The sequence below is a fragment of the Pseudomonas sp. 2995-1 genome, from assembly GCF_002742505.1.
GTDB classification, from domain to species: Bacteria; Pseudomonadota; Gammaproteobacteria; order Pseudomonadales; family Pseudomonadaceae; genus Aquipseudomonas; species Aquipseudomonas sivasensis.
The window spans coordinates 455,195-471,012 of the sequence record NZ_LJSA01000377.1; the positions used below are offsets into that span (position 1 = coordinate 455,195).

The window sequence follows — 15,818 nt, forward strand, 5'->3', positions numbered from 1 at the left end:
GCCTCTGTCGCCTCGCCGTTGGATGTGCGCAACGTCATCGCCTGTCATAATCCGCCCATCTCACCCCAGCCCCCACACGGAGTCCATGCCATTCATGGTGCTGTTCAATCGATTGAGCGCGTTTTCCATCCAGGCGCGCAGGGCACTGAAGCTGGTGTGGGAGACGTCGCGTCCCTTATTCATAGGCCTGCTGCTGGCCACCATCGTTGCCGGTCTGTTGCCTGCGCTGGCTGCCTGGATCGGCCAGCGTATTGTCGATGGCGTGGTGCACGCGATGCAGATTCATGCAGCCGGCAGCCAGGCGCCCGTGTGGCCAGTGATGCAGTACGTGCTGGCCGAGGCGGGCGTGTTGGCGCTGCTGGCCGCCGCTCAGCGCGCGCTGTCAATGCAGCAATCGTTGCTGCGGGTGCAGTTGGGGGTGAAGGTCAACCTGATGATTCTGGAGAAAGCCCAGACCCTCTCACTCCTGCAGTTTGAAGACGCCGAGTTCCACGACAAGCTGGTGCGCGTGCGTCAGGGCGCCTCGACACGGCCGCTGAGCCTGGTCACCAAGGGCCTGGGGCTCGTGCAGAACCTGATCGCGCTGATCAGCTTTGCCGTGCTGTTAGTGCACTTTTCGCCGTGGGCGCTGGTGATTCTGGTGGTCGGCGCCTTACCGGTGTTCTTCGCCGAGACGCATTTTTCGGGCAATGCGTTTCGCCTGTTCCACCGGCGCGCGCCCGAGACCCGTCAGCAGAATTACCTGGAATCGCTGCTGTCCCACGAGACCCATGCCAAAGAGGTCAAGCTGTTCGGCCTGGCGCCGCTGTTCCTCAAGCGCTACCGCGACAACGCCCGGCGCTTGTACACCGAAGACCGCCAGTTGACGGTGCGTCGGGATGCCTGGGGCTTTGCCCTGGGCCTGCTGGGCACCGCGGCGTTTTATGTGGCTTACGCCTGGGTGGTGCTGGACACCGTGCGCGGCCAGACCACCCTGGGACAGATGACCATGTACATCGTGCTGTTCAAGCAGGGGCAAAGCGCGATCACCGCCAGCCTCAGCGCGATTGCCGGCCTGTATGACGACAGTCTGTTTCTGTCGGACCTTTATGAGTACCTGCTAACCCCTGTGGTCGTGCCGAGTGGCCGCCTTACCCAGGGCGCGCGTCCCGGCGACGGTCTGCGCTGCGAGCACGTAGGGTTCAGTTACCCCGGCGCTGAGCGGCAGGCATTGACTGACATCAACCTGCACTTGGCGCCGGGGCAAAGCCTGGCCCTGGTGGGCGAGAATGGCTCGGGCAAAACCAGCCTGATCAAACTGCTCACGCGCCTGTATTCCCCGCACGAGGGGCGCATTCTGCTGGATGGCAGCGACTTGCAAGACTGGGATGAACAGACACTGCGCCAGCGCATTGGGGTGATTTTCCAGGATTACATCCGCTACCAGATGACCGTCGGCGAGAACCTTGGAGTGGGTGACGTCGATGCGCTGAACGATGAGGCGCGCTGGCGCACGGCCGCCACCCTGGGGGTGGCCGCCGAATTCATCGAGCGCCTGAGCAGGGCCTACGGCACACAGTTAGGGCGCTGGCTTGGCGGCCAGGAGTTGTCGGGTGGGCAATGGCAGAAAGTCGCCTTGTCACGCGCGTATATGCGCCAGGAGGCGGATCTGCTGATTCTTGACGAGCCGACGGCTGCGCTGGACGCCGGCGCCGAGGCGGCGGTGTTCGAGCACTTTCGCGAACACGCCAAGGGCCGCATGACGTTGTTGATTTCCCATCGATTCTCCAGCGTGCGCAATGCCGACCACATCATCGTGCTGGACGGCGGGCGAATCCTGGAGGAGGGCAGCCATCAACAGCTGATGGTGGCGGGTGGGCGCTATGCCGAGTTGTTCGATGTTCAGGCGCGGGGGTATCGCTAGGTCCCCGTCCAATCCGGCCAAGCGTATTGTTTCAAAGTTTTAGGCCAGCATTCTCACCCCAAGCCCTGTGCGCCCCGACGCAGCGCTGAAAGCCTGGCGCAGAACGCCCGACAATACCTCCAGGGTATCCCTTCAGACTTTATCCATATTGGACGCCCCCCTATCCAGGCGTCAGCCTGAGCCCAATAACTATAAAAGAGCCGCAACCATGACCGTGCTATTGAGTGAGCGCAGCCAGATTTTCCAGGGCGCCGATGCCTACGCGGTGTCGGACTACGTCAACCAGCACGTGGGCAGCCACTGCATTCGCATGCCTCCCAAGGGCCGGCCCCGGGCGAGTATCAGCCATCGCACCTTCGCCAGCCTGGACCTGTGCCGCATCAGCTACGGTGCACCCGTGCGGGTCACATCGGTGGCGCTGGAGACCATCTATCACCTGCAGATCCTGTTGAGCGGGCATTGCCGCTCCAGCTCCCGTGGCGAGAATGACGTGTTCGGGCCGGGGGAAATCCTGCTGATCAACCCGGACGACCCGGTAGACCTGACCTATTCCGCCGACTGCGAGAAATTCATCATCAAACTGCCGGTGCGCCTGCTGGAAAACGCCTGCCTGGAGCAGCACTGGAGCTTGCCGCAGGTGGGTATCCGCTTCGCGAAGGCCCGCCACGCGCTCAGTGAAATGGGCGGCTTCCTGCCGTTGCTCGGGCTGATCTGTCATGAGGCAGAAAACGCTGCCGAGCCCCACATGCAGGGCCTGTACGAACGCATCTTGGCCAACAAGCTGCTGGCATTGCTGGGCAGCAACGTGTTGCGGGTGATCCCCCAGGCTGCCCACGGCGGTGGGTTTGAAGCGGTGCGCGAATTTATCCAGCAGCACCTGGCCGATGACATCAGCGTCGAGCAGTTGATGGCCGTGGCCAACGTCAGCGAACGTTCGCTGTACAGCCTGTTTGCGCGCCAGGTGGGGCTGTCACCGCGCGACTATGTACGCCGCTGCAAGCTCGAACGGGTGCACGCACGCTTGCAACTGAGCAGCACGCGCAGCGTGACCGAGGTGGCTTTGGACCATGGCTTCATGCACCTGGGGCGGTTTTCCGAGGCCTATCGCAAACGCTTCGGCGAACTGCCGTCGCAGACCTGGAAACGCCATCGTTAAGCGACATGCGCCTGGCGGATAGCGATGTGCAGGCAGCGGATATCGACGCGCAGGGCGAACACGTACGGTGAGGGTGCCTGATACAAGAACAACGGAGGGCCCGCCCCATGATCAGTACACTCGACCGACTCGCCTGCCAATTGCGCGAGTCCGTACAGGAAGACCCCGCCACTGGGGTGTTCCGCTGCCGCCGCGACATCTTTACCGACCCCGACCTGTTTGCCCTGGAGATGAAACACATCTTCGAAGGCGGCTGGATCTACCTGGCCCATGAAAGCCAGGTGCCGGAGATCAACGATTACTACACCACTTGGATCGGCCGCCAGCCGGTGGTCATCACCCGTGACAAACACGGCGCGCTGCATGGTCTGGTCAACGCCTGCGCGCATCGCGGCGCCATGCTGTGCCGGCGCAAACAAGGCAACAAGGGCTCGTTCACTTGCCCCTTCCATGGCTGGACGTTCAGCAACGCCGGCAAGCTGCTCAAGGTAAAGGACGCGAAGACCGGCGCCTATCCTGACAGCTTCGACTGCGACGGCTCCCATGACCTCAAGCGCCTGGCGCGCTTTGAAAACTACCGCGGTTTCCTGTTCGGCAGCCTCAGCGATGCGGTGCCGGAACTCAGCGATTACCTGGGCGAAACCCGCGTCATCATCGACCAGATGGTCGACCAGGCTCCTTTGGGCCTGGAGGTGCTGCGCGGCAGCTCATCCTATGTCTATGACGGCAACTGGAAACTGCAAATCGAAAACGGCGCCGACGGTTACCACGTCAGCTCCGTGCACTGGAACTACTCGGCGACCATGGGCCGGCGCAACTACGAAGCCGAAGGCACGCGCACCGTCGACGCCAATGGCTGGTCGAAAAGCCTGGGCGGCGTCTACGCCTTCGACCACGGGCATATCCTGCTGTGGACGCGCCTGCTCAACCCCGAAGTTCGCCCGGTGCACGCTCACCGCGAGGCCTTGGCCGAACGCCTGGGCCAGGCGCGCGCCGACTTTATCGTCGACCAGACCCGCAACCTCTGCCTCTACCCCAATGTGTACCTGATGGACCAGTTCTCGACCCAGATCCGCGTGGTGCGCCCCCTCGCCGTGGATAAAACCGAAGTGACAATCTATTGCATGGCGCCCATCGGCGAAAACGCCCAGGAGCGCGCCACGCGGATTCGCCAGTACGAAGACTTCTTCAACGTCAGCGGCATGGGCACCCCGGATGACCTCGAAGAATTCCGCGCCTGCCAGACCGGTTACCAGGGCGCGAGCACCCTGTGGAATGACTTGAGCCGTGGCGCCAGGCAGTGGGTCGAAGGCGCGGACGAAAATGCCTTGGCCATGGGCATGCAACCGCAGCTCAGCGGGGTCAAGACCGAGGACGAGGGCTTGTTTGTGCGCCAGCATGCGCACTGGGCCCAAAGCCTGCAACGTGCGATCGAGCGCGAACAGCAAGGGCTGATTGCCAGCGACCGCGAGGTGCAGCCATGAGCCTTGCCCGTGACCACCTGCTGGATTTTCTCTACCGTGAAGCGCGCCTGCTCGACGACCGACAATGGGATGACTGGCTGGCCTGCTATTCGCCCAAGGCCGAGTTCTGGATGCCCGCCTGGGACGATCACGACACCCTCACCGAAGACCCGCAGCGCGAAATCTCGCTGATCTACTACCCCAATCGTGACGGCCTGGAAGACCGTATCTTCCGCATCAAGACCGAGCGCTCCAGCGCCAGCACGCCCGAGCCGCGCACCGTGCACATGCTGTGCAACCTCGAAGTGCTGGCCGACGACGGCGTGCAGGTGGACCTGCGCTTCAACTGGCACACCCTCAGCCACCGCTACAAAACCACCGACAGTTATTTCGGTACCTCCTTCTATCGCCTCGACATCCGTGCCGAGCAGCCGCTGATCACGCGCAAGAAGGTGGTGCTGAAAAACGACTACATCCACCAGGTCATCGACATCTACCACATCTGAGGACACCGCCATGACGTATGCCATCGCCCTGAACTTCGAGGATGGGGTGACCCGCTTCATCGACTGCAAGGTGGGGGAAAAGGTGCTCGATGCCGCCTTCCGCCAACGCATCAACCTGCCCATGGACTGCTCGGACGGTGTATGCGGCACCTGCAAATGCCGCTGTGAAACCGGCGCCTACGACTTGGGTGACGATTATATCGACGACGCCCTGAGCGCCGACGAAGCGCAGGCGCGCCAGGTACTGACCTGCCAGATGGTGCCGCAGTCCGACTGCGTGATCGCCGTGCCGGTGCCGTCCAGCGCCTGCAAGACCGGCACTACGCACTTTACCGCGACGCTGGCCGGCATCACGCGACATGCCGATGCCGCGCTGGAGGCGAGTTTCGAGCTGGACCAGGCGCCGGTATTCCTGCCCGGCCAGTACGTGAATATCAGCGTGCCCGACAGTGGGCAGACACGCGCTTACTCCTTCAGCAGTCGCCCGGGCGACACGCGCGCCAGCTTCCTGATCAAGCACGTGCCCGGCGGGTTGATGAGCAGCTGGCTCGAGCGCGCCCAGCCGGGCGACAGCGTGGCGATCACCGGCCCGCTGGGGAGTTTCTACCTGCGTGAGGTGGTGCGGCCGCTGCTGTTACTGGCCGGTGGTACCGGCCTGGCGCCGTTCCTGTCGATGCTTGAAGTGCTCGCGCAGCGCCAGGAAACCCGCCCGATCCGGTTGATCTACGGCGTAACGCGGGATCAGGACTTGGTGATGGTCGAGGCGTTGCAGGCTTTTACCGCGCGTTTGCCCAACTTCAACCTGGTGACCTGTGTGGCTGATCCGCACACCACTCACCCGCGCCAGGGCTATGTGACTCAGCACATGGCTGACGAAGCCCTCAATGGCGGCGATGTCGACGTGTACCTGTGCGGCCCGCCGCCGATGGTCGATGCGGTGCGCGAGCACTTCAAGCAGCAGGGCGTGACCCCGGCCAGCTTCCATTACGAGAAATTCACCCCTAACGCCGTCGCCACGTGCGATGCCGCCTGAGGACTGCCCCATGACTCAACGTTTTAACAACAAGGTCGCGCTGGTCACCGGCGCTGCCCAAGGGATCGGTCGGCGTGTCGCCGAGCGCTTGCTGGAGGAGGGCGCCTGGCTGGTCGCGGTGGATCGCTCCGAGCTTGTGCATGAATTGCAGCATGAGCGAGCGCTGCTGCTGACCGCCGACCTGGAACAATACAGCGAGTGCGCGCGGGTGATGGCCGCCGCCACGGCCCGTTTCGGGCGCATCGACGTGCTGGTCAATAACGTCGGCGGGACCATCTGGGCCAAGCCTTTCGAGCATTACGCCGAGGCCGAAATCGAGGCCGAAGTGCGCCGCTCGCTGTTCCCTACGTTGTGGTGCTGCCATTGCGTGCTGCCCTACATGCTGGAGCAGGGCGAAGGCGCCATCGTCAACGTGTCTTCCGTGGCTACGCGTGGGGTCAATCGCGTGCCGTATGGCGCGGCCAAGGGCGGCGTGAATGCCTTGACGGCCTGCCTGGCCCTGGAGACTGCCGGCAGCGGGATTCGGGTCAACGCCACCGCGCCCGGCGGGACCGAGGCACCGCCACGGCGCATCCCGCGCAACAGCCAGCCGCAGAGCGAGCAGGAGCGCGTGTGGTACCAGCAGATCGTCGACCAGACCCTCGACAGCAGCCCGATGAAACGCTACGGCAGCATCGACGAACAAGCTGGCGCGATTCTGTTCCTGGCCTGCGACGAGGCCTCCTACATCACCGGCGTGACCTTGCCGGTGGGCGGCGGCGACCTCGGCTAAGACTTTTTCCATCTGCTGACACTGACTCACAACAACAATAAAGAGAGCACTGCCATGCGTAGCCATGATGTCCATTCGATTATCGATAATGCCCCATTCAACCGCTTCCACTGGTTGATCGTGAGCCTGTGTGCCTTGCTGTTGATCTTTGACGGCTATGACTTGTTTATCTACGGCGTGGTCCTGCCGTCAATCATGCGCGAGTGGGGGCTGACGCCGTTGCAGGCTGGCGCCCTGGGCAGCTATGCGCTGTTCGGCATGATGTTCGGCGCGCTGATTTTCGGCACCCTGGCGGACCGTTTCGGGCGCAAGAAAGGCATCGTGTTCTGTTTCACCCTGTTCAGTCTCGCCACCGTGACCAATGGCTTTGCCAGCAGCCCAACCGAGTTCGGTATCTGCCGTTTTATCGCCGGGCTCGGCTGCGGCGGGTTGATGCCCAACGCGGCGGCGCTGATCAACGAATACGCGCCGAAGAAATTCCGCAGCACCCTGATGGCCTTCATGTTCAGCGGCTATTCCCTGGGCGGCATGCTCGCCGCCAGCGTTGGGATTTTCATGCTGCCGGCCTATGGTTGGCAGTCGATGTTTTTTGTGGCGGTGATTCCGCTGCTGCTGTTGCCACTGATTGTTTACTGGCTGCCTGAATCCATCGGCTTCCTGATCCGCCAGGGCCAACAAGACAAGGCTCGCGCGCTGCTTAATCGGTTGTCGCCAGGCACCAGGATCGAGGTAGAAGATGCGTTGGTGATCGCCGACAGCAAAGGTAAAGGCGCCACGGTGGTGGAGCTGTTCCGCCATGGCCTGGCGGTGCGTACGGCGATGATCTGGGTCGCGTTTTTCTGTTGCCTGCTGATGGTCTATGCATTGAGTTCGTGGCTGCCCAAGCTGATGGCGGGCGTCGGTTACAGCCTGGGGTCGAGCCTGTCGTTCCTGATCGCGCTGAACCTGGGCGGCATGGCCGGGGCGCTGCTGGGCGGCCGTTTGGGCGACCGCCTGAACCTGGTGAAAGTTGTGATCTGCTTCTTCGCCACCGCCATGGTCTCGATCAGCCTGCTGGGCATCAACAGCCCGATGCCGGTCCTGTACCTGCTGATCTTCGTCGCGGGTGCCACCACCATTGGTACGCAGATCCTGCTCTACGCGGGGGCTGCGCAGCTCTACGGCTTGTCGATTCGCGCCACAGGCCTGGGCTGGGCGTCCGGCATCGGTCGAAATGGCGCGATTGTCGGCCCGCTGTTAGGCGGCGCGCTGATGGCGATCGAACTGCCTCTGCAACTGAATTTCATGGCCTTCGCCATCCCCGGCGCGATTGCGGCGCTGGCGATGACGGTATTTGCCCTGAATGAGCGGCGCACCCGTATTGCCATGCCCGACGCCGTGGCGCTGTGACTGCCAAATGCTCATGGGCAATGGTCCAGTGCGCAGCGCGAACTCGGTGGAGTGTGGTGTCGTACTTTGGCCTCATACGCTGAAAGGACGTGAGCATGGAGGTAGGGTTGATCGGCCGAACAGCCTGCCAGACGATCCCTAAAGGCTGTCAGGGTCCCCAAAAAACATCTGTATCCGCGACCGCAACCACCGCTCCCCCGGATCATTGTCCTGCGACCCACGCCACGCCATGTGCAGTTCAAACGAGCGCACCGGCAACGGTGGGTCTTCGGCGCGCAAGCCGCCGGCGGATGTCAGCGCTTCAGCCGCATAATCCGGTACGGTCGCGAGGATATCGGTGCCCGCCAGCAGGGTGCCCAGACCGTTGAACTGCGGCACGGCAAGCACCACATGGCGCTTGCGGTCGAGCTTTTCCAGCTCTTCATCGATAAACCCGCTCAAGTCACCGGCAAACGATACCAAGGCATGGGGGCGGGCGCAGAAGTCGTCCAGGCTCAGGGAGCCGGGCACGCTGTCGGCGCGCAGCAGTTTGGGCAGGCTGCGGCGCAACACTTTGCGCTTGGCGTTGGCCGGCAGGTCGGCGGTGTAGCTGACGCCGATGGAGATTTCGCCAGAGGCCAGCAGGCCCGGCATCAGGATGTAGTTGACGCGACGCACCACCAGCACGATGCCTGGGGCTTCAGCTCGCAGGCGTTTGAGCAGTTGAGGCAGTAGGGCGAATTCGACATCGTCGGAAAGGCCGATGCGGAACACGGCGGTGCTGGTTGCCGGGTCGAACTCGGCGGCGCGGCTGACAGCGGTTGAGATTGAGTCGAGGGCCGGCGAGAGCAGGGCGAAGATTTCCACCGCTCGGGCCGATGGCTCCATGCTGCGCCCGGTGCGTACAAACAGTGGGTCGTCAAACAGACCACGCAGTCGCGACAATGCCGCGCTGATGGCTGGCTGGCCGAGAAAGAGTTTCTCGGCGGCGCGGGTCACACTGCGCTCATGCATCAAGGTTTCGAATACGATCAAGAGGTTAAGGTCGACACGACGCAGGTCGTTACGGTTCATCTTGTGTCCTGGAAGAGTCAGCTAGCTTGACGTGAGCGGCCACATGGAAACGATGACCAGCATTAATCTTACGGGGAAAGGCTGGTACTCTGCACAGGATAATTGAGTTTTCCTACGATAGTTGGGGTCTATTCTTCAGGCGTGGAATCGATGACAGGCATGTCGACTATTAATGGCGACCTGTGGTCTTACCCGCAAAGCCCAGATAAAGTTCATGGCATTAGAGGTTACTTTGACGAGGTTTGCGATGTCCCGCACGATCCGTTTTCACAAGTTTGGTCCGGCCGAGGTGCTCAAATGCGAAGAGCATGCAGCCGCGCAGCCTGCACCGGGCGAAGTGCAGGTGCGTGTCGAGGCGATTGGCATCAGTTGGTATGACATTTTGTGGCGCCAGAACCTGGCGTCTTCCCACGCCCGTCTTCCATCTGGCCTTGGCCACGAGATGGCTGGGGTGGTCGTCGCCCTTGGCGAGGGCGTGGACGACTTGGTTGTGGGCGATAAGGTGGCCAGTTTTCCGGCCGAGAGCCCCAATGATTACCCGGTGTATGGCGAACAAATCGTCATGCCCCGTTCAGCCCTGACTCGCTACCCGGACGTGCTGAGCCCTATTGAAGCGAGCGTGCATTACACGCCGCTGTTGATTGCTTACTTTGCTTATATGGATCTGGCTCGGGTCAAACCGGGGCAATTTGCCCTGGTCACCGATGCGAGCCATTGCGCAGGCCCTTCCTTTGTCCAGCTGGGTAAGGCCCTGGGTGTGCGGGTGATTGCCGCAACCAAGGACAGCGCTGAGCGTGAGTACCTGCTGTCCCTCGGGGCCGAGAAGGTGATCGTCACCGAAGAGCAGGACCTGCTGATGCAAATCAACAAGTTCACCGACAACCGTGGCGTTGACGTGGTGTTCGATGGCTTGGGTGGCCCGCAGATGTCATTGCTCGGCGATGTGCTGGCGCCCCGTGGCAGCTTGGTGCTGTATGGCTTGCAGGGCGGCAACCAGACGCCATTCCCAGCGTGTGCGGCGTTCCAGAAGAACATTCAGTTCTTCGTGCACTGCATCGGTAATTTCACCGGTAAACCGGAGCTGGGCATCATTCAGGACCAAGTGGCATTGCAGCGTGCGTTGCGTGATATCAACCAACTCACCGCCGACCGCGTGCTGCTTCCACTGAAAACCACGGTGTTTCCGTTCAACCAGTTCGTGGAAGCGCATCGTTATATGGACGAATGCCCGTGCCGCGAGCGAGTTGCTTTGCAGGTTGCGGCTGTTTGAGCTGTAGGAGTATTCGTAAATGAGTGTTCCGCTGCCTGAGTGAATGGGGCAAATACGCCATTTGACAGGGCTTAACCCGCTAGCCCCAGAAGGTGCCGATTCGGCACTTTAGCCCCCAAATCCTGCTCTTCTTCCCTGACGCCGCGCTGAATCCCAGTGCGGCGTTGTTGTTTGTGCGTCCCGTACGCGACATCGCGCGCTCATCTGAACTGGTTTTAGGCGGGCTTCTGTATCTATTAATCATTACTCCAGCCTTGATAATTGCGTCTTCACTTTCATCTCAAGGATTGAGCAATGATTGAATCTATGAAAACTCTGCAGATACTTATTCGAACTATGAGTGTGGCGCGCACACGGGCTCGTGACGGAAGGAGCCTTCATAAGTCGTACCTGCCCTGCAAAAGGGAAAGTTGTTTGAGTCTATTTGTCGGACGCCTCTTTAAAAGGCTGATTAAAAATGTGTAGGAACTTGTCGGAAGAGTCCTAAGTCTAGTTAGTTGTTCTGGATTTCCCTTTAAATTCATTTGGTTATGGGTTTTTAAGGGTGAGGGATAAACCCCTGGCGATCCCTGTCGTTTTGTTGCGCGGTGCTAGTGTTTAATCATCGGCGCACAATGCGGTGCGCGATTTTCCTACACGCAAAATAGGTCGAGCAAACACTGTCAGCAGTTGCTTGAAACTGATATTTCAACTCAGGTAGTAGAACTATGAGCACTATTCACGAACAGGCTATGAATCATGTCTACCAGCAAGTTCTGCAACGTTTGATTGGGCACTTTACTCGCGCAGGCCGTACCGCCCTGCAGTTATTGGTGCAGCGAATCGTTGTCGCAGCAGGGGGCATGGAGCAGGTTGGGGATTTCAAAGTGCTGGTGGCCCATGGTGGCGGTGAAGTCAGCAGTTATTCCCTGGCATTGCTGCGCGCTGCCCAATTGACCATTGCCGGTCGGGCACCCCGTACCTTTCATCTCAGGGTCGCGACGCTACGGCACGCAGGCATGACCGAGGGCCAACTCGATACCCTCAATCGCGGCTACGGCCGGCTGTTTCTCCACGACGACCCGCGCGTGGAGTTATTGATGGTGGAAAATCGGGAAGTCCAGCCCTTCAACCACCTGCGCCCCGCGTCAGCGATCGGGCGAGAGGTCAGCCAGCGCAATATGTTGATGGTGGGCCACGTGAGTGCCGGGGACTGTCGCGCTACGTTGTGCAACGACACCTACTTGGCGGTCGGTGATTTTTACCAGCGCGTCACCACTTACAACGGCGGCGTCCATGCGCTGGTCAGCGGTGATTCACCGCGTAAGCAGAGTCAGTTTTTAGCCTGGTTCAAGCAAACTGCTCAAAGTGCGGGTATCGCTGTTCCCAAGAGCGGCTCGCTGTCGCTCAACGCGCTGTTTGCGCGCATGGACGAGTGCAGCACCGGTTACTACCGTGATGTATTCGGTGAGGAATACACCGCCAACGATAATCCCAGCAAAGCCGGGCACCGTCACTTGGCCTACATCGGCATCGCCGATCTGCTGGAAGATGTCGACATGGCGTCGGCCCCCTTGTTGACTGAGTTCATGGCTTACGTTCCAGACCCGCTGGGCTTTCACTTCAGCCATCCGGCCTATTCCAATCCGTTGCTGATGGCGCATCTGCGCGGGCTGCAGGCCGAGTTTCTGCATGAACTGGATTATGAAGACGGTGTCGACGGTTTTATGCAGCAGGCCGATGCCTACATGCGTCGCCTGCGTATGCCCGAAGATGTGCTGGCTCAGGCCGGGACCCCTGAAGGGCGGATGCTGTCGAGCACCTACGCCCAGCAATTTTTTGGCCTGGATGAAACTCAGCTGATCTGCATGCTGTTCTCTCCCTTTCTTGATCACGGCCAGCGCTTGGAGGGTTACTTGCGCCAATGCCATCCGGGCATGCTGGTGGCACTGCCCGAATTGCACAAAGTCCTGCAAGGCAAGCCCTGCGCCGAGATGCTGCAGCAGTGGGTAATGGACACCAGCGGCTTGCCCTTGCCCTTGTTGCAGCATCTGTACCGCAAACGGCAGGTGGTCAGTGCGAAAGACGTACGCCAAGACGGTGCGGTCCAAATTGCGGCTCAGGCCGTGCCATTGTTCGGTCGATGACGCTGCGTGGCGAGCGTCAGGCGGATTTCGCGTATCAGGCGGTCTATCGCTACATGATCAGTCTGATCAACGAAGTCAGCACCGACACCCGGGTAAAACTGCCGTCCCTGCGGCAGTTGGCCGGGCGCCTGAATGTGTCGATTTCGACGATTCAGTATGCCTATGCACTGCTGGAGAAGGAGGGCAGGGTCTATTCGGTGGCCAAGTCCGGTTATTACGCCTGGCCAATGTCCGCAAACCCGATGCCGTGGGCGGGAGGGGATTTGCTCGACCGCTTGTACGCTGCCGCTCGGCGCCCTGGCATGGCGGTCTTCAGTAATGACGAGCCGGCCTTGCTGGGGGCGCTGGATGAAACGCTGCTGCGATTGGAGCGGGAGTTGGTGCGCCAGTATCCGCCGCAGTTGCAGCCATGGTCCCAGCCATGTGGTGTGTGGGAGTTACGTGCGGCGCTGGCGGCACGTTATACCTCTTCAGCTACGCGATGCTGGCATGCCGACGATGTGTATATCGGTGCCGACCTTCGTGGTGTGCTGGATATTCTGATCGAAGTGCTGGGCCTGCGGGGCACTACCGTCATCGTGGAGTCACCCTGTGATTGGGTGATCCTGCGGTTGTTGCAGGGCGCTGGGGTGCGCATCATCGAGTTGCCCTGGACGAAGGAGGGCGGAATTGACCGGAACACGTTGGCCAGACTGCTACGCGATGAGTCGGTGCAGTTGGTGTTGCTCTCGTCTTCGGTCAGCCTGCCGTCAGGGGTGGCTATGTCCATTGACGAGCGTCTTTACGTTGCACAACTGCTGGAACAACACGGTTGCTGGTTGCTGGAAAACGATACCTTCGGTGAGCTGGGTTTCGAAGCGCCGCACACGGCATTGCGCGAATTAGTGAACCCTGAGCGGCTGATTGTATTTTCTTCGTTCGAGAAGGTGCTTGGTTCTGAAGCTCCTTATGGGTATCTGCTGTCCCGACGCATGAGCAACGAGTTACAGCGCCAATTCTTGTTGCGCTCATTCCGCTTATCGTCGATCCGTCAGCGAGCGATTGCCCGCCTGTACCAAAGCGGGCGACTGGACCAGCACCTGCGCGTACTGCGCCAGCAGCTGAGCGAGCAGGCCGTGCAAATGAGTCAGCGCCTGGAGCAGCACTTGGGCGACTAGGTGACCTATCGAATGCCTGCCGCCGGTGCCGCCTTTTGGCTGGCCTCCAGCCGTGCGGTGGACATGCGTCAGGCATTCCAGCGGTTGCTGGGACGGCAGGTAGTGATCTCGCCCGGCGAGTTGTTCAGTGTCAGCGGGCTGCATCAACAAAACCTGCGCTTGAGTCACACCTTTCACGGGCAGCCTAATCTGGATATTTCATTGGCAGCGTTGAGTGACGCACTGCGGCAGGCGCAGACTGGGTGAAATTTCTCTTACGGTTGTAGGATCGATACCGTCGCGCCGTAGTCGAACTCTCAGTAAACTGCCATTTTTCCAGATCCTTCTATCCGAGGTTTATGCATGACAATCAGTCCTTTTGCGGGCAAACCGGCGCCGGCCCAGTTGCTGGTGGATATCCCGCGACTGGTTACGGCCTATTACACCGGCCAGCCTGATGCAGCGATCTCCACCCAACGTGTGGCCTTCGGTACTTCGGGGCACCGTGGTAGCTCCTTCGAGCTGAGCTTTAACGAATGGCACGTACTCGCCATCAGCCAGGCCATCTGCCTGTACCGCGAAGCCCAAGGCATCAACGGTCCACTGTTTGTCGGGCTAGACACCCATGCGCTGTCGACGCCTGCCGGCGCGAGCGCTTTGGAAGTCCTGGCGGCCAACGGCGTCCATGTAATGCTGGCGGAGGGTGATGAATACACGCCGACCCCGGCGATTTCCCACGCCATCATCTGCTACAACCGTGGCCGTACCAGCGGGCTGGCGGACGGCATCGTCATTACGCCGTCCCACAACCCGCCGCAAAGTGGTGGTTACAAGTACAACCCGCCCAATGGTGGCCCGGCTGATACCCACGTCACCAAGTGGATCGAAGCCAAAGCCAACGAGTTGCTGGCCAATAAGCTGGCCGGGGTCAAACGCATCACCCACGCCCAGGCACTCAAGGCTGACACCACCCATCGTCACGACTACCTCAACAGCTACGTGGCCGACTTGGTCAATGTGATCGACATGGACGCTATCCGCAGCGCTGATCTGCGCCTGGGCGTGGACCCATTGGGCGGAGCAGGAGTGCGCTATTGGTCGGCGATTGCCGAGCACTACCGCCTGAACCTGGACGTGGTGAACACTGAAGTCGATTCCACCTTCCGCTTCATGAGCGTCGACTGGGACGGCCAGATCCGCATGGATCCGTCCTCCAGCTACGCCATGCAGGGTTTGATCGGGCTAAAGGAGCGTTTCGACGTCGCTTTCGCCTGCGACCCGGACCACGACCGCCACGGTATTGTTACCCCGTCCGGCGGCCTGTTGGCGCCGAATAACTACCTGGCCGTGTCCATCGATTATCTGTTCCAGAACCGTCCCGACTGGCGCGCGGATGCAGCCGTGGGCAAGACCGTGGTCAGCAGCGGCCTGATTGATCGTGTGGCCGCGCGCATTGGTCGTCGGCTGTATGAAGTGCCGGTAGGCTTCAAGTGGTTTGCCGATGGCTTGTTCGAAGGGTCGCTGGGTTTTGGCGGCGAAGAAAGCGCCGGTGCGTCGTTCCTGCGCAAAGACGGTACGGTGTGGAGCACCGACAAAGACGGTCTGATCCCAGCGCTACTGGCAGCGGAAATGACCTCGCGCAAAGGCCAGGACCCGAGCCAGATCTACCGTGGTTTGACTGACGCCCTTGGCGAGCCGTTCGCCATTCGCGTCGACGCCAAGGCCACCCCGGCGCAGAAGGCCTTGCTGGGCAAGCTGTCCCCACAGCAGGTGACCTCCACCGAACTGGCTGGGGAAAGCATCCAGCAGATCCTCAGCCACGCGCCGGGCAACGATCAAGCCATTGGCGGTCTGAAAGTAATGACCGAAAACGGCTGGTTCGCCGCACGGCCATCGGGTACCGAAGACATCTACAAGATCTACGCAGAGAGCTTTATCGGCGAAGATCACCTCAAACAGCTGGTAGAAGAGGCCCAGGTACTGGTAGACGGCGCCATTTCCCAGTAACACC

The 15,818-nt window shown here is 60.8% G+C and carries 11 protein-coding genes and 1 pseudogene; 11 read left to right on the forward strand and 1 reads right to left on the reverse strand.

The window, feature by feature from the left end:
- The first annotated feature begins 94 nt into the window (after positions 1-94).
- From AOA61_RS19345 to AOA61_RS19375, 7 genes are all read left to right on the forward strand, one after another.
- Positions 95-1,903, forward strand: coding sequence for an ABC transporter ATP-binding protein (locus AOA61_RS19345; protein ID WP_099602631.1), 1,809 nt, complete (start codon positions 95-97; stop codon positions 1,901-1,903).
- 208 nt (positions 1,904-2,111) lie between these two features.
- Positions 2,112-3,059, forward strand: a complete 948-nt coding sequence (locus AOA61_RS19350) for an AraC family transcriptional regulator (RefSeq protein WP_099602449.1) — start codon at positions 2,112-2,114, stop codon at positions 3,057-3,059.
- A 107-nt stretch (positions 3,060-3,166) separates the two neighbouring features.
- Complete coding sequence (locus AOA61_RS19355) at positions 3,167-4,543, forward strand: Rieske 2Fe-2S domain-containing protein (RefSeq protein ID WP_099602450.1); 1,377 nt, start codon at positions 3,167-3,169, stop codon at positions 4,541-4,543.
- A complete protein-coding gene (gene benB / locus AOA61_RS19360; RefSeq protein ID WP_095184815.1) occupies positions 4,540-5,028 on the forward strand; it encodes a benzoate 1,2-dioxygenase small subunit in 489 nt (162 codons plus the stop codon). The genes AOA61_RS19355 and benB overlap by 4 nt, the downstream gene beginning before the upstream one ends.
- Positions 5,029-5,038: 10 nt before the next feature.
- A complete protein-coding gene (gene benC / locus AOA61_RS19365) occupies positions 5,039-6,061 on the forward strand; it encodes a benzoate 1,2-dioxygenase electron transfer component BenC (protein WP_099602451.1) in 1,023 nt (340 codons plus the stop codon).
- A gap of 10 nt (positions 6,062-6,071) precedes the next feature.
- Positions 6,072-6,833: a 1,6-dihydroxycyclohexa-2,4-diene-1-carboxylate dehydrogenase gene (locus AOA61_RS19370; RefSeq protein ID WP_095184814.1), complete on the forward strand. Its 762-nt coding sequence runs from the start codon at positions 6,072-6,074 to the stop codon at positions 6,831-6,833.
- A gap of 54 nt (positions 6,834-6,887) precedes the next feature.
- Positions 6,888-8,222, forward strand: a complete 1,335-nt coding sequence (locus AOA61_RS19375; RefSeq protein WP_099602452.1) for an aromatic acid/H+ symport family MFS transporter — start codon at positions 6,888-6,890, stop codon at positions 8,220-8,222.
- Between the two features lie 138 nt (positions 8,223-8,360).
- On the opposite strand, the gene AOA61_RS19380 is transcribed toward AOA61_RS19375, so the two are convergent.
- The gene (locus AOA61_RS19380; RefSeq protein ID WP_028616088.1) at positions 8,361-9,275 is read right to left on the reverse strand and encodes a LysR substrate-binding domain-containing protein; all 915 of its coding nucleotides are present in this window, start codon (positions 9,273-9,275) and stop codon (positions 8,361-8,363) included.
- Positions 9,276-9,522: 247 nt separating this feature from the next.
- On the opposite strand from AOA61_RS19380, the gene AOA61_RS19385 reads away from it, so the two are divergent.
- From AOA61_RS19385 to pgm, 4 genes and pseudogenes are all read left to right on the forward strand, one after another.
- Positions 9,523-10,545 (forward strand): zinc-dependent alcohol dehydrogenase family protein, encoded by a 1,023-nt coding sequence (locus AOA61_RS19385; protein WP_032891466.1) that lies wholly within the window; start codon positions 9,523-9,525, stop codon positions 10,543-10,545.
- Positions 10,546-11,252: 707 nt separating this feature from the next.
- Positions 11,253-12,671, forward strand: a complete 1,419-nt coding sequence (locus AOA61_RS19390; RefSeq protein WP_099602453.1) for a hypothetical protein — start codon at positions 11,253-11,255, stop codon at positions 12,669-12,671.
- Positions 12,668-14,074, forward strand: a pseudogene (locus tag AOA61_RS19395) (PLP-dependent aminotransferase family protein). Before AOA61_RS19390 ends, AOA61_RS19395 begins: the two are co-directional and overlap by 4 nt.
- A 96-nt stretch (positions 14,075-14,170) precedes the next feature.
- Positions 14,171-15,814, forward strand: a complete 1,644-nt coding sequence (gene pgm / locus AOA61_RS19400) for a phosphoglucomutase (alpha-D-glucose-1,6-bisphosphate-dependent) (RefSeq protein WP_032891469.1) — start codon at positions 14,171-14,173, stop codon at positions 15,812-15,814.
- The last annotated feature ends 4 nt before the right edge of the window (positions 15,815-15,818 follow it).

Excerpts from the sequence above, each read along its gene's own strand:
- AOA61_RS19390 (WP_099602453.1), top strand. The coding sequence starts at position 11,253 with ATGAGCACTATTCACGAACAGGCTATGAATCATGTCTACCAGCAAGTT.
- AOA61_RS19370 (WP_095184814.1), top strand. The coding sequence starts at position 6,072 with ATGACTCAACGTTTTAACAACAAGGTCGCGCTGGTCACCGGCGCTGCC.
- AOA61_RS19355 (WP_099602450.1), top strand. The coding sequence starts at position 3,167 with ATGATCAGTACACTCGACCGACTCGCCTGCCAATTGCGCGAGTCCGTA.
- AOA61_RS19385 (WP_032891466.1), top strand. The coding sequence starts at position 9,523 with ATGTCCCGCACGATCCGTTTTCACAAGTTTGGTCCGGCCGAGGTGCTC.
- pgm (WP_032891469.1), top strand. The coding sequence starts at position 14,171 with ATGACAATCAGTCCTTTTGCGGGCAAACCGGCGCCGGCCCAGTTGCTG.
- AOA61_RS19345 (WP_099602631.1), top strand. The coding sequence starts at position 95 with ATGGTGCTGTTCAATCGATTGAGCGCGTTTTCCATCCAGGCGCGCAGG.
- AOA61_RS19375 (WP_099602452.1), top strand. The coding sequence starts at position 6,888 with ATGCGTAGCCATGATGTCCATTCGATTATCGATAATGCCCCATTCAAC.
- benC (WP_099602451.1), top strand. The coding sequence starts at position 5,039 with ATGACGTATGCCATCGCCCTGAACTTCGAGGATGGGGTGACCCGCTTC.
- benB (WP_095184815.1), top strand. The coding sequence starts at position 4,540 with ATGAGCCTTGCCCGTGACCACCTGCTGGATTTTCTCTACCGTGAAGCG.
- AOA61_RS19350 (WP_099602449.1), top strand. The coding sequence starts at position 2,112 with ATGACCGTGCTATTGAGTGAGCGCAGCCAGATTTTCCAGGGCGCCGAT.
- AOA61_RS19380 (WP_028616088.1), bottom strand. The coding sequence starts at position 9,275 with ATGAACCGTAACGACCTGCGTCGTGTCGACCTTAACCTCTTGATCGTA.